Source organism: Brevibacillus panacihumi W25 (assembly GCF_000503775.1).
In the GTDB taxonomy this organism is placed as follows: domain Bacteria; phylum Bacillota; class Bacilli; order Brevibacillales; family Brevibacillaceae; genus Brevibacillus; species Brevibacillus panacihumi_A.
Genome location: NZ_KI629787.1, coordinates 513,864 through 528,074 on the forward strand (window position 1 = coordinate 513,864; position 14,211 = coordinate 528,074).

Genomic DNA, 14,211 nt, shown 5'->3' on the forward strand with positions numbered 1-14,211 from the left:
ATGAGAAACTTTCAGATCATCGATTTAAGCGTACCGATCAGCGAAAAGGTAAAGGAGCCGCTGCCAGCTAAAATCGAGTACTTGCAGCATGAACAGGGAGCGGTGCAGGCGGCTGGTTTGTTTGGACTGACTCCAGATGACTTTCCCGAAAGGAAGGCTTGGGCTGCAGAGAGTGTGACGCTGAGCACCCATACAGGGACACATGTAGACGCACCCTGGCATTACTGGCCAACATCAGAGGGCAAACCTGCGCGCACGATTGACCAATTGCCGCTCGAATGGTTTTACGGCGACGGAGTATTGCTCGATTTTCATGACAAAGGAGCCGGATATGAGCTGATGGCAGCGGATCTGCAGCAAAAGCTGGAGGAAATCGGCTATGTCCTCAAGCCCTACGACATCGTTCTGATTCGCACGGGGGCTGATCGCTACATCTACGAGGACGGGTACTTCAACATGCATGCGGGTGTTTCTGCCGAGGCGACCAGCTGGCTGATCGACCAAGGGATCAAAGTGATGGGAACAGACGGCTGGGGCTGGGACATTCCGTTTTATCTGCAGGCGCAATCCTACAGGGAAAATCCGCGGGACGGCGTGCTGTGGGCTGCTCATTTTCTCGGCAGGGAAAAGGAGTACTGCCAGATTGAGAAGCTGGCGAACCTGGACCGTCTGCCGAGGCCGTTTGGCTTCAAGATCGCGGTGTTTCCCGTCAATATCGAAGGAGCTAGTGCTGGATGGGCAAGACCTGTAGCCATTTTGGAATAAGCGGGGAGGGGAATACATGAGCTTCAACGTTGTCTTTTTACTCTATCTGGCGGTCTTTTTCATCATTCTTTTTTATGGAGGGTGGGTGACGCGCAAATGGGTCAACAGCGCCAACGATTACTTACTGGGAGGCAGGGAAGTCGGGCTGTTGATCAACGTGTTTGGGGTGGCGGCCATCGGCTTTGCCGGTACGATTATCACGCTGGGACCGGGGCTCGCCATTACCACTGGGTTTTGGGGATCATTCGGTTTCGGGATCGCCTACCTGTTCGGCGGGTTGGCGCTGTACGGGATCTTTCTGGCTCCATACATTCGCCGCTGCGGGGCGCAAACCTTGCCCGAGTGGCTGGCGATGCGCTTTGATTCCCGCGTCCGCGTGCTGGTCACCATCGCTTCGATCCTGGGCTTGATCGGGATCATGGCGAACAACGTCGTGTCTATGGCTATCGTCGTCAATGGCTTTACAGGCTGGTCTCTTGTCTGGACGCTTTCTGCCATTTTTCTCTTGTTTTTGCTCTTTACCTATGTGGGCGGCTTTTGGGCGATTACGCTTACGGATTTCGTTCAGATGTGCATCGGATTGATTGCACTCCCGCTCATGTTTATTGCCATCCTGTCCCAATTCGGCGGCTTTGACTTCCTCAATGCCCAGTGGTCGGGACCATCCGGTTACTGGACACATGGCATCACCGGCGGCCAGCTGCCGATCCTGTCGCTGCAGTATCCCAGCTTGCTTACGTTTATCATCCTGTTCGGCTGCTTTCTCGTCTGGGGCAACAATTACTACTGGCTGCGCGTGTCCTCGACCCGAAGCGAAAAGGTGGCGAAGCAATCCTTTATTTACGCTGCCGTTCTGCTCGCTTTGGTTCCGTATCTGATCCTGGTCACAACAGGGCTGTACGCGGGCGCTGCTTACCCGGACACCTTTGAACCAAAAGGGACTGTCTCTCCGATGGCTGCATTTGGGGTTGTTTTGAAAGCGCTGCCAGTCGGCATTACGGCATTCGCTTTAATCGGGGCCTTGGCTGCTTCCATTTCCACCTCGACGACTGCACTGATCGGGGCTTCCAGTACGGCGGTGCGCGATCTGTACCAACGCTATGTCAAACCAAAGGCAACACCGCGGGAATTGACCACACCGTCCAAGGTCATCACCATCCTCCTGGGATTGCTGGTCTGGGTTCTGTGCTTCTACCCGGGTGGTCCCTTGTATTTGTTCGCGTTTGCAACCGCCTGGCTTGGGCCGCCGTCCGTCCTGGTGCTGCTGGGCATCTGGTGGCGGAGAACGACCAAGCAAGGAGCCTTCATCGGGGCCATTGCAGGCATTGGAGTGACGGCACTCTTTACGCTGCTCGAACTGCTGCAGGTGTTTGTGATCGGGAAGTATACGCACGTCGGCGTGGTGGGACTGGTTGTCACGCTGGTCTGCACCATCGCAGTCAGTTTGATGACCAAGCCCCAGTACTACGGGGAGAAGCAATGGAGACTGGACGGCTCGCCTGATTCAAGCGCTCTCTCCGTCACAAAGGAAGAACAAGAGGTGCTGAGTCTGATCCATTCCGGCTACAACACGATGGCTGAAATCACCGACATGCTGGGAAAAGACTCGACTGTCAGCAACCACCTCATCGAAATGCTGGATCAAAAGCGGCTTGTGTTCCGCGAAAGCTATGTCGGACCCGGTTTTTACACATTCCGTTTGGGAGAGGAAGCGAGGAAGCTGGTCGAAGAGGGGCTCCTGGTGATTCATTCGGAGAAAGGCATGGTCAGCAAGGAAGATCTCGTCATCCTGCAAAAGGTAGGGGCCGGCAGCCAACAGCTCCGTGAGTACATCCAGAAGCAGGAGCTGGATTCCCTCAAGATATCCGTAATTGTCGCCAAGCTGATCAGGCAGGGCTATGTGAACGAGGGTGGAATGTGGCGGCGGAAAATGGAAATTACGTCAAGTGGACAGCAATTGCTGCAGGCACATGCCGCCCTGCTGCAAGAAAAAGGAGCGTAATAGCGAGGAGGGGCCCTGTCGAACACAGGGCCCCTCCCTTCAATCCACCGAAGGAATCACAATATCATCATTCAATATGGCGCGCAGCCGGTTCAGATCATTGATTTGAATAGACCGGTTGGACACGGTCACGATCTCTTTTTTCTCCCATTGCTGGAGGATCTTGTACACGGTAATTCGTGATGTGCCGATGTAATTGGACAACGAAATCTGGTTGATGGCGATGTTTGTATCCTTGTTTTTGTTGTAGAGCTTGAGCAGGAAAAAGGCGAGCTTTTGCTCGAAGGAACGATTCTCTTGCGCTACAATCTCGGCCAGCAGGCGTTCTTTGCGGATCAGGGATTGCAGAAAAATATCGATCGCGGATGGATGCTCCCTGCAGATCTGTTGAAACACCTCGTTGGAAAAATAAAAGAGGGTGGATGGTTTCATCACATAAGCCGTGGAAAAGTACGGCTCTTTTTTTATGCCTGCTTCTCCAAAAAGTTCACCGGGTGTCACGATGTCGATGATTCGTTCATCCCCTTTGAAAGAGGTTAATTGAATCTTGACCTCGCCATCTTCCAGGTAGTAAAAGCCGTTTCCGATCTCGCCCTGATGAAACAAGATGGCTTTTGGCGGATAGGTCTTTTTCAATCCTCTCGCCAGGTAAGGCTTCCAGGCATATTTGTGCTTCGACATCTCGATCCCCCTTTGCCGTTATCAGAATTATCCGTCCGTTTCTCATATGTAATCAAATCTTGAACCTCTCATGGCTAAAGCCACGAGATTCTTGGGTAGTCCGTTCTACTGAACAGAATTAGTACATGATGTACCACCAAGCTATCCCCGCAGTTCCTGCGGTTACTGCGATTATGCAGAGAGTAGTCTTTTGCCTTCGGCAAGAATATTCAAACTTGCGTTCACATCCCTATCCCATTCGCTATGACAAGAAGGACACTTCCATTGTCGCAAATTAAGATTTTTAACTTCTTTGTTTTGGTATCCACAACACGAACAGAGCTGAGAGGAAGCGAATGTTTTGCCTACAGCAATGACAGTACGCCCATACCACTTTGCTTTATACTCAAGCATCGTTCTGAATTGATACCAAGACACTTCGCTAATCACTTTGGCAAGTTTGTGGTTCTTCATCATGTTCGATACTTGCAAATCTTCAATCGCAATGATGTCGTGGTTTTTGACAATATGCATTGAAATTTTTTGCAAGTAATCTGTTCGGGCATTTGCAATGCGTTCATGGATTCGTGCAACCTTCATTCGCTGTTTATTCCAGTTTGAAGAACCTTTCACACGTCTGGAAAGGGTGCGTTGTGCACAAATGAGTTTTTGTTCCATATTCCGTAGGAATTTCGGATTCTCAAACACTTCTCCATTCGAGAGAATCGCAAAATCTTTAAGTCCGACATCAATTCCAACTTCGCTGTTTGTTTTTGGTAATGGTTGCACGTCTGTTTCTACTAACAACGAAACAAAGTATTTGCCAGAAGGATTGCGTCTAATCGTAGCATGTAAAATACGCCCTTCTACTTCTCTTGATTTCGCAAAACGAACAAGTCCAAGTTTAGGGAGTTTGATCTTATTTCCTTCAATCGCAATATTTCCATTTGTGTGTTTCGTTGTGTACGACTGAACTTTATTCCTTTTTGACTTGAAACGTGGTGCATCATTCTGCTTCTTGAAGAAACGTGAATATGCGTCTGAGAGGTTCTTTACTGATGATTGAATAGCGATGCTATCTACTTCTTTGAGCCAAGGTAATTCTTTTTTCAGATTCGGCAGTTCGGAAGAACATACTCCGTATGATAATCCTTTACCTGTTTTTTTGTATGTTTCGTTCCACTTTGCCAAGAAGTGGTTGAACACAAATCGACTGCAACCAATCGTTTTAGCGATGAATACTTCCTGCTCTTTGGTTGGATAGATACGGAATTTGTATGCTTTATTTACTAACATCGCTTTTCACCTCACTTTCTGATTTTGAATGTATTGTCGTATTTGCGCTTCCGTGTGTTCACTTACGGTTGCCACAAAGTAGGAAGGATTCCAAAGATTCCCTCCCTATAGCTTCTTTTTAGCTGGGGGAACTCTTTAAATAGCAATCTTGCCAAACACCCTTTAACGCTTTGATGATATTCGGAATTGAATGTTGCGGATTACAATCTAATGAGGAGATGAACATGGTCACAATCACTTTCCATTTCTGAGATCGTGAAACCGTTATCTGTAGCAATTTGATTACGTATTTCCTTTCGTTTGTTATCGCTATCACCAAGCAACACTTTATGGCGATATTTCACACACCATACAATATGGTATTGGATCGAGTACACATATCCTCTACCCTGTTTGACTTCTGCCATGTTGTCCACCTCAATCACAGGATAACATACGCAACATGTTTTTCAAGAAATTACATCTTAAGTTAACATATGTCGGACAATTCACGTGTCAAAAGACACGCCTTGTCCGAAGCCGATTCATCTGATGACTGAAGTCACGAGTGTTCTCGGCTAATTCATAAAAGGAACGGTTGTTATTGTAAAGAAGAGTTCCGCGTCCGCCCCTCTTTTCGGGGATGTCGAATGTTCAGCTTTCTTGGCAAAGTGTAAAATGCTTAGCATACTGAATTTTTCAAATAATCTATTATAAGAGAAGGAAAGCAACCATGAGAAGGAGGTGAAGAAGATGAAACAAATTCGATTTCACGGTCGCGGCGGGCAAGGGGCCGTTATGGCATCTGAGCTGTTATGCCATGCTCTTGTCCATGAGGGCAATTACGGGCAGTCCATTCCGGCATACGGTTTTGAACGCCGCGGCGCACCGCTTGAAGCCTTCGTCAAGTTGGACAACAAGCCGATCCGGGAAAGGACGCAGGTATATGAACCGGATGGAATCATCGTTCTTGATTCCTCGCTGATCGCGCAGCTTCCCGTTTTTAACGGCATACAAGCGAATGGATTTGCGATTCTGAACACCCGCAAGAAGATGACCTTGGAGGATATTCCCGAGCAGGTAGACACCTTGGCGATCATTGACGCCAACCGCATCGCATTGGACGTATTCAATGCCCCGATTACCAACACCATTTTATTGGGAGCGTTTTCACAGGCGACCAAGCTGGTCTCCCTGCAGTCCTTATCCGAATGTATAGAGAACTATTTTCCAAAGAAGATCGTAGAAAAAAATCTGGTGGCCGTCGCCCGTGGATATAACGAAGTGCAGGTTGTTACCCGGAGCGGTCCTATACGGAAGGCGGAGTGAGAAGAGATGAGCGATACAAAAGTGCCTGACAAGTTGTATCAACTCACTGGCGATAACGTGGCTTCCGTCGGGAAAGGTCTGTACGTCGTCAACACCGGTCTATGGCGGTATCAGCGGCCGGTTACAGATCCGGATCTGTGCAAGCGTTGTTCTGCTTGTTACATGTATTGTCCCGTCGGCTGCAAGGTCGAGTTGAACACGCATTACGATACCAATCTGGATTGGTGCAAAGGGTGCGGCATTTGCGCCGAGGTTTGTCCTGCCAATGCGATCACGATGTTTGAAGAGGTAGGTGAGGAATAGTGGGCAAAATTGACGTTTTAAATGGAAACAAGGCGGCGGCCTGGGGTGCAAAGCTGGCACGCGTCTCCTTGCTGGCTGCGTACCCGATCACGCCCCAGACACCGCTCGTCGAGTATCTGGCAACCTTCGTCGCAGAAGGGGAGATCGATGCGGACCTGGTCGAAGTGGAGAGCGAGCATACGGCGCTGAGTGTGCTGCAAGGCGGCGTATTCGCAGGCGCACGCACATTCACTGGAACCAGCTCGCAGGGGCTCGCCTTGATGTATGAGCCGTATATCCGCACCAGCACCATGCGTCTGCCGATCGTGATGGCCTTGGTCACACGCGAGGTCATCTCGCCGCAAACGGTCTGGGGAGGTCAGCAGGATGCGGTTACGGTACGGGAAGCAGGCTGGATTCAGATCTGGTGTGAGAGCAACCAGGAGGTTCTCGACACAGTCGTGCAAGCCTACAAGATTGCCGAAAACAAGGGCGTGCTGCTTCCTGTAAACGTCTGTTACGACGGCTTCTCCCTCTCCCATATGGCGGAGCGGGTCGATATCCCCGAGCAGGAAAAGGTGGACAGTTTCCTGCCGAAGCCCGACATCACGCATGTGAAGCTTGATCCCGCCAATCCGATGTCCGTCGATCCGCTGACGGCTGGACCGATGCTGACCGAATATCGGCACAAGCAGGTTACGGCGATGAATCATGCCAAGAAAGTGATCGAAGAGGTGCGGCAGGAATGGTTCCAGCTGTTCGGACGGGACCACGGCGGCATGGTGGATGTGTACCGCATGGAGGATGCAGAAATTGCCATCGTCTGCATGGGCAGTCCGGCTGGTACGGCGCGTGTGGCGATTGATGAAATGCGCGAGCACGGGATCAAGGTAGGGATGGTCAGGATCCGCGTCCTGCGGCCGTTCCCTGTGGAAGAGATGAAGACGCTTCTGTCCGGCGTCAAGGCGATCGGCACCATCGACCGCAACGTCTCCTTCGCAGCAGGCTACGGCACCAGCTACCTGGAGCTGCTGACAGCGTTTGGCGGCAAGTCCATGCCGCCGATGATTGATTTTATCGGCGGATTGGGCGGCTCGGATGTCACGCTGGAACAGATCAAGCAGGCCATCGTGCTTACGCAGTATGTAGCCAATGGCGGGGAGTACCGAAGTGTCACCTGGTTTGGGCTGGATGAAGTCGACATCGAGTCATTGTTCGAGGATTCCGAACAAGAGGCGAAGGAGGGAATCGTGTAATGGAGAGCAACAATTACTCCACTCGGCCGAAGGGTGCCAAGCCGACACTGGTAAAGGACGATTCTTTCTTTACCAAAAAGCGGTTTGGATTCATCTTCCGCGAAGAGAAAAAAATCAAGGAAGCATACCACGAAGTCACCAAGCATGAAGATTTGCTCTCTCCGGGAAACTCCGCGTGTCTCGGCTGCCACGCCGAGCTGGCGCTGCGCACGACCTTGCGCATTTTGGGGCCCAACACCATCCTGGCGATTCCTCCTGGCTGCATGGGCGGGATCGGCGTCGTCGGCTTCCAAGGCGGATCGGGGACCAAGATCCCGGTATTCTTCCCGCTGTTGGACAACACGGCAGCAATGCTCGCAGGCATCAAAAGGCAGTACCAGCGGGAAGGACGCGATGTGCATGTGGTCGCATTTGCCGGTGACGGCGGAACAGCAGACGCTGGCTTCCAATCGCTCTCGGGTGCGGCAGAGCGCGGAGAGAACATCATCTACATCTGCTATGACAACGAAGCGTACATGAACACCGGAGTGCAACGAAGCGGAACGACCCCCAAATGGTCCTGGACCCAGACCACACCGGTCGGGGAGCGCAGCCAAGGGAAGTCGCAGAAGGGGAAAGACATGCCGATGATCATGGCGGCACACAACATCCCATATGTAGCGACAGCCAACCCTTCGTTCTTGCCGGACTACATCGAGAAGCTGAAAAAAGCGATGCAGGTGAAGAACGGCATGTCTTACATCCATCTCTACTCGGGCTGCCCGACAGGTTGGAAATTCCCCACTGAGAAAACCATCGAGGTGGGAAAACAGGCGGTCGAAACCAATCTGTACCCGCTGTGGGAGTGTGTGGAAGGCAAATTCAGGATGACGTACGAAGTGAAAAGGCGGACTCCGATCGAGGAGTATACGCGCTCCATGCAAAAGTACGCGCATCTGACGAGTGAAGAGATCAAGCATCTCCAGCACTCCGTGGACCAAAACTACAAGAGGTTGAAAGATCTATGCAGAATCACGTAAAGGTCCCATTGCCTTATCGGGTAGAAATCGACGCGACGGCTCACGCATGGAGGATGCCGTTCGTCTGGGTCTTTGAAAAGCTGTTTCGCGCAGGAGATGCGGTGCGTTTGGGCAAGACCACCCTCTACGTCAAAGATGCCAGCGGGAGCGTCATTCATCAGGAATACTACGGAAAAAGCAGAAAAGCGGCTTGGTATCGGCAGTTGGAAATCGAGCAAAAAATGAAAGAGATGAGTGCGAATGATTTTGAAAAATGGTTAAAGGGAGGCAAATAACATGAGTACTTCCACAAAAGATCTGTTGGGTGATCTGCTTGCTGGCATCATCAGCGGTGGCATTGAAGTCGTTGATCTGGCGCAGCCATTGAACGAAAAAACACCCGTGATGCAATTGCCGGAACCATTTGTCAACACCGGAACATTCCGCTACAACCGCCTGTCCAATTACGATGATAACGGTCCCGCTTGGTATTGGAACGATTTTACGACCGGCGAACATGTAGGGACGCACTTCGATGCTCCTCGCCACTGGATCAGCGGCAGAGGACAGGATGGCGTCGATACGATGCCAATCAAGAATATGATTGGAGAAGCCTGTGTCATTGACGTCAAGCAGAAGTGCCAGGAAAATCCTGACTACCTGTTGACGGTTGAGGATGTATTGGAATTCGAGCGCGAGCATGGCCAAATTCCCGAGCATGCCTATCTGATCCTGCATACAGGCTGGGCAGCATACAACGATGATCACGAGAAGTTCTTCAATGTCGGAGCTGACGGCATGCCCCATACGCCCGGCTTTGCACCAGAGACCTCAGCCTTTTTGGCGCGGGAGAGAAAGATTCTGGGAGTAGGAGTGGAGACAGTAGGCACCGATGCTGGGATTGCTGCTACCTTAGAGCCTGCTTTCCCAAGCCATTACTACATGCATGAGGCGAACCGCTACGGCATGGCATCCTTGGCGAATGTCGACAAGCTGCCTCCAAGGGGTGCCGTTATCATCGCCACTCCGCTGAAGATTACAGACGGCAGCGGCAGCCCGATTCGTCCGATCGCATTAGTGCCGGTAGCAAAATAAAGCTGACAGCGTAAGACTTTTAGACATCATCTTTTCATTACTTGGCGAGCAAAATGAAGAAAGCATTCATTTTGCTCTTGCCTCACTTTTATTCGTAATATTTGCAATATTCTGCAATTATAACTTCCATAAAAAATTGAATATCGAGGGTGGTTCGTCTATGAGCGAGAAAAATATGCAATCTGTCATTGAAGATCACGCGTTGGAGAGTGTGCCTGAGTCAGAGCGTCAGGGGTGGTTGAGTCTATCGTGGAATACGGCGGGGATCGCCACTACACTGATTCAATTGTTTTTCGGAGCATTGGTCACGTTTGTCGCAGGAATCAAAATCGGCATTATCGCAGGTCTGATCGTGACGGTCGTGGGGGGAGCGCTCGGTTGGGCCGTGGGGCATATCGCTTTCAAATCGGGATTGTCCAGCACGGTCATGTCGCGCATGTACGGCTTCGGCAACAAGGGGTCGATCATCGCTTCCGCCATATACGGATTCATGATCCTGGGCTTCCTGGCGATTGAGAATGCATTGTTATACAAAGGTTTTCTCTTCTTCTTCGGGATCGAGGATACGCTACCTGCCAAAATTGTGATCTACGGCATTTTAACGATTTTATGGATTGTCATAACGACATTTGGCTTCAAGCTCGTGGCGAAGGTTTCCTCATACTCGCTAGTCGCTTTTTTCGGGGTACTGCTTTATATGCTCTTCGACATTATCGCGGTGTCTGGCCAATCCTGGAGCTCGGTTCTGTCATTCGGAGCACAGTTTCCGCCGGAGGTTCTCGCAGGGATGGGAGTGACCAACGATACGGACAAGCTGATTTTCGGCATCAACGTGCTGATCGGATCTGCTGGTGCTCTGGCGCTGGTAGACGCAGATTTCGGCCGTTATGCGCGCAGGTCCAGGGACATCGGGATCGCTGCTTTTCTGGGGAATATCGCGATGGACATCTGCATGCTGACCATCGGCGGTTTGGTGATGTTCGCCGGCATGCCGACAATCACTGATTACTACATGAAGGTGCAGGGCATGGATGCAGCTACTGCGGCACAGACCGCCTTGCAAAGCCCGGACAGCATCGCGGCAGCCTTCATCATCTTTGGCGGCATCATCGGGTTTATCCTGATGGTTCTGGCCCAGTTCAAAGCGCAGGTGCTCAACACCTACAGCGGCTCGTTGGCGCTGTCCAATCTCTTTGACAATCTCAATTGGAAGCCGGGGAGATTCGTCTTCGTAGTGATGGCGAACATCATAGGCCTGATCATGCTGTACGGACAGATTCTCGCTCTGGTGAACGCCTGGATCACGATTCTGGGGGTGATCACCACCTGCTTCGCCGGAATTATGATCGCCGATTACTTCCTTGTGCGTCCCAAACTGGGGCATCAGGATACGAGCCGTTTTGGCGCAGAGGAGGTCAATTGGTCCGGGGTGATTTCTACTGTGATCGGCGTTGTGCTTGCCCACTATGTGTTGAACACGTGGATTCCGATTGAATTCTTTACTTCCCTCGTCGTTTCCGGGGTTGTGTATCCGCTTCTGCGCTTGTACGTGCTCAAACCGGCTTACACGGTGACGGGAAAGGATTGGAGCATGGTAAATAGATAGAGAGGAAAGAAAAAGGGACAAGGGAAAGGGAGGAACGCGAATGCAAACGGATGTGAACAGCAATGCCGATATTCTCAAAGCCATTATGGGGAGCTATCCGACAGGAGTGACGATCATCACGACAGAGGACGTGGAAGGGAAACCGGCAGGGTTGACCGCCAATTCGTTTGTCTCCGTCTCCCTCGAACCGCTTTTGGTCCTCTTTTGTGTAGATGCCAGGGCTGGATCGCTGAAAGCCTTCAGACAGGCAGGCAGGTTTGCCGTTCATATCCTTGCAGAGGATCAGAACGAGGTATGCTGGCGATTCTCAAGCAGAGAACCCAACAAGTTCGATGATGTGGAGTGGAGCTGGTCGGAGCGCAGGCTTCCCATCTTGCCTCAATCGCTCGGATTGATGGAATGTCAGACAGTCCAAACCGTAGAGGCGGGTGATCACACGATCTTTATCGGTGAGGTCGTGCACATTGAGAAGACCGACAAGAATCCCTTGCTGTATTTTCGGCGAAAAGTTGGCAGCATCCCGCCCAACTGGTTCGAATAAACTCTCCTAGCAATAAATAAGCCAGCATTCGCAACAGGCGAATACTGGCTTTTCCTTTGTGTCATCAAAGCTGCATTCCTCGTAAATACGCATGCACCACTCCGAATTCCTCCTGAATGGTTGACAGCAATGCGGATGCTTCTTCAGGCCGGGCTGTACAATCGATTTCTTCCAACTGAGTCAGAAGCTCGACGAGACTAATGGCACCGATGAAGGCGCAGCCTGATCTTGTCGAATGGATAATGCGGGAGAAAGCGTGCAGGTCCCGCTTCGCGAAAGCCGCTTTCAGCTCGGTCAGGGCTTTGTCGTTTTGCTTTTCAAAGGTTTGAATCAAGGCGAGCCACTTTTGTTTTCCTCCTTGCCGATCCCCGCGAAAAAGTTGTGTCACCTTATCGTTGTCGAACGGCAGTTTTGCGGGATGTATGCCGGGAAGCCATTTTTTTAAAATCGATTGAAGCTGTTCGTATGTAAAGGGTTTGCTCAGATAATCATCCATTCCTGCTTCCAGACAGAGCTCACGATCTTCGCGCATGGCATTGGCTGTGAGCGCAACAATGGGAACATGACGCCCATGGCTCAACTCGCTGTGGCGGATGCGGCGGGTCGTCTCGAAGCCATTCATTTCCGGCATTTGGCAATCCATCAGAATCAAGTCGTAGTTGTGTCTGGCGATAAAAGAGAGCGCTTCGATCCCGTTTTTGGCGTGATGCGGGTACAGGCCGAGCTGCTGCAATTGGAGCATGACGATCTCGGCATTCACCTCATTATCCTCCGCGACCAGGATCTGATAGGAATAATTCCCGGGATGCGCCGGTTCCGTCAGATGGGGAAAAGACTGCTGCACTTCTCTGTCCTGCAAATGGCCAAGCAGGTATAGCAACTGGGACTGCTTGATGGGTCTGGACAGGTAGCTGTCGAATGACAGTGGATACGCCCCGCTCTGCTTCTTTTCATGCATGGAAGGAAAGGAGGAGTGAATCTTTATGATTTTCGGTTTAAGCGAACCTTTTAAATTGGGGTATAATGGTAGTAATTCATATTCCTCCACGTCTGTGATGAGCACCTGAAAAGGATCTCCCTGGGCCGACTCGGTATACAGGCTGCTGGCGTCAGCTACATTCGCCGCGCAGACGCATGACACGTCGAGGTGAGACAGGATTTCCCGGATATGCGCAAACTCGCGCTGGCTTTTCAATAGGCACAAAATCCGCTTGGGCAGAGCAGGGGATCGGGCCGGCTCCGGATGGTCAGGCGCTACTTCCAGCGGAATGGAGAAGGTGAATGTAGAACCTTTGTCCACTTCGCTTTCAAAATCGATCGTTCCTTCCATCATTTGCACGATATGCTTGCAAATGGACAGTCCGAGTCCTGTACCGCCGAATTGGCGGGAGGCTGAGCCGTCAATCTGGGTAAAGGGCTGGAATAATCGATGAAACGCCTCCTCAGGGATGCCGATCCCGGTATCGCGCACAGAAAATGTGATGACAGGCGTTTTGGGATGCGGTGTTTCGACTGTGACGCGAATCGCGATTTCTCCTTGATTGGTAAATTTGATCGCATTTCCAATCAGATTGAGCAGCGTTTGACGAATCCGGCCGCTGTCGCCACGCAAGACAGCGGGTATGGACGGATCTACATAGGCATAGAGAGAGAGCTGTTTGCCCATCGCTTTTGCGGCCATCAGCTCGAGGATGTCCTCCACCAGGGACAGAAGCTGAAAATCATGGATTTCCAACTCTGTTTTTCCTGCTTCCATTTTGGAAAAGTCCAGGATGTCGTTGATGATCGCCAGCAGAGAGTTTGCCGAGTTTTTGATGATGTTGGCGTACCGTTGCTGATCGGCATTGAGGGGGGACTGCAGCAGCAAATCCAGCATGCCGATAATGCCGTTCATCGGCGTGCGGATTTCATGGCTCATCGTGGACAAGAACTCCGATTTCAGGCGGGATGACAGCAAGGCTTGGTCGCGCGCTTTTGCCAGCTCCAGCTCCATTTTTTTACGGTCGGATATGTCGATGGCAGAGCCGACGACCTCGACAACTTCCCCGTCCGCCACGATAGGGGAGAGAACGTTGTAGAAGATTCTGCCTGCGTATTCGAATTCATAGGTAACCGTAGTACCTTTGAAGGCTTCGTTGTAAAAATGCGTGAGGTAATCCGCTTTTTCCGCAGTAAACACCTCGTGCAGCGTCTTGCCGTAGATCCGGTCTGTGGTCAAGCCGAGCTCTTCCGCAATCCTGCCTTCATACAGATTGTAAATGAGGGTTCCGTCCTCGCGTTTGGTATAGGTAAAGACTACGTTTTGCAGGTTTTGCAGGGTTTGTCTCATTTTATCCTGTATTTGTGCCGACATGGCGTCAGATAGATTCGATCTGTTCTTCAAGCATAACGACCACCTTCTT

The 14,211-nt window shown here is 51.1% G+C and carries 13 protein-coding genes and 1 pseudogene; 10 read left to right on the plus strand and 4 right to left on the minus strand.

The genetic code is table 11. The annotated features are described in order from the left end of the window. Positions 1-765 carry a cyclase family protein gene (locus T458_RS55770; protein ID WP_023555586.1) on the plus strand — a complete coding sequence of 255 codons (765 nt, stop codon included), beginning with the start codon at positions 1-3 and terminating at the stop codon, positions 763-765. Between the two features lie 16 nt (positions 766-781). After that, entirely contained in the window at positions 782-2,767 is a 1,986-nt protein-coding gene (locus T458_RS55775) for a sodium:solute symporter family protein (protein ID WP_023555587.1), read from the plus strand. A 39-nt stretch (positions 2,768-2,806) separates the two neighbouring features. On the opposite strand, the gene T458_RS55780 is transcribed toward T458_RS55775, so the two are convergent. The 3 genes and pseudogenes from T458_RS55780 to tnpA form a co-directional block, all read right to left on the minus strand. Continuing rightward, positions 2,807-3,448, minus strand: a complete 642-nt coding sequence (locus T458_RS55780; RefSeq protein ID WP_023555588.1) for a Crp/Fnr family transcriptional regulator — start codon at positions 3,446-3,448, stop codon at positions 2,807-2,809. Positions 3,449-3,619: 171 nt separating this feature from the next. Then, on the minus strand, positions 3,620-4,723 hold the full coding sequence (gene tnpB, locus T458_RS55785; protein WP_023555589.1) for an IS200/IS605 family element RNA-guided endonuclease TnpB: 1,104 nt from the start codon (positions 4,721-4,723) through the stop codon (positions 3,620-3,622). A 6-nt stretch (positions 4,724-4,729) separates the two neighbouring features. Then, a pseudogene (tnpA, locus tag T458_RS55790) lies at positions 4,730-5,130 on the minus strand (IS200/IS605 family transposase). 325 nt (positions 5,131-5,455) lie between these two features. Here tnpA and T458_RS55795 point away from each other — a divergent pair. The 8 genes from T458_RS55795 (at position 5,456) to T458_RS55830 (ending at position 11,809) form a co-directional block, all read left to right on the plus strand. Then, complete coding sequence (locus T458_RS55795; protein ID WP_023555590.1) at positions 5,456-6,031, plus strand: 2-oxoacid:acceptor oxidoreductase family protein; 576 nt, start codon at positions 5,456-5,458, stop codon at positions 6,029-6,031. Positions 6,032-6,037: 6 nt separating this feature from the next. After that, complete coding sequence (locus T458_RS55800) at positions 6,038-6,334, plus strand: 4Fe-4S binding protein (protein WP_023555591.1); 297 nt, start codon at positions 6,038-6,040, stop codon at positions 6,332-6,334. Beyond that, the gene (locus tag T458_RS55805) at positions 6,334-7,569 is read left to right on the plus strand and encodes a hypothetical protein (RefSeq protein ID WP_023555592.1); all 1,236 of its coding nucleotides are present in this window, start codon (positions 6,334-6,336) and stop codon (positions 7,567-7,569) included. Before T458_RS55800 ends, T458_RS55805 begins: the two co-directional genes overlap by 1 nt. Then, a complete protein-coding gene (locus tag T458_RS55810) occupies positions 7,569-8,588 on the plus strand; it encodes a thiamine pyrophosphate-dependent enzyme (RefSeq protein WP_023555593.1) in 1,020 nt (339 codons plus the stop codon). The genes T458_RS55805 and T458_RS55810 overlap by 1 nt, the downstream gene beginning before the upstream one ends. Beyond that, on the plus strand, positions 8,573-8,863 hold the full coding sequence (locus T458_RS55815) for a hypothetical protein (protein ID WP_023555594.1): 291 nt from the start codon (positions 8,573-8,575) through the stop codon (positions 8,861-8,863). Before T458_RS55810 ends, T458_RS55815 begins: the two co-directional genes overlap by 16 nt. Position 8,864: 1 nt before the next feature. Beyond that, complete coding sequence (locus T458_RS55820) at positions 8,865-9,662, plus strand: cyclase family protein (protein ID WP_023555595.1); 798 nt, start codon at positions 8,865-8,867, stop codon at positions 9,660-9,662. 160 nt (positions 9,663-9,822) lie between these two features. Next, positions 9,823-11,268, plus strand: coding sequence for a purine-cytosine permease family protein (locus T458_RS55825; protein WP_023555596.1), 1,446 nt, complete (start codon positions 9,823-9,825; stop codon positions 11,266-11,268). Positions 11,269-11,308: 40 nt separating this feature from the next. Next, on the plus strand, positions 11,309-11,809 hold the full coding sequence (locus T458_RS55830; protein ID WP_023555597.1) for a flavin reductase family protein: 501 nt from the start codon (positions 11,309-11,311) through the stop codon (positions 11,807-11,809). Positions 11,810-11,873: 64 nt separating this feature from the next. On the opposite strand, the gene T458_RS55835 is transcribed toward T458_RS55830, so the two are convergent. After that, a complete protein-coding gene (locus tag T458_RS55835; RefSeq protein WP_023555598.1) occupies positions 11,874-14,192 on the minus strand; it encodes an ATP-binding protein in 2,319 nt (772 codons plus the stop codon). Positions 14,193-14,211: the final 19 nt, after the last annotated feature.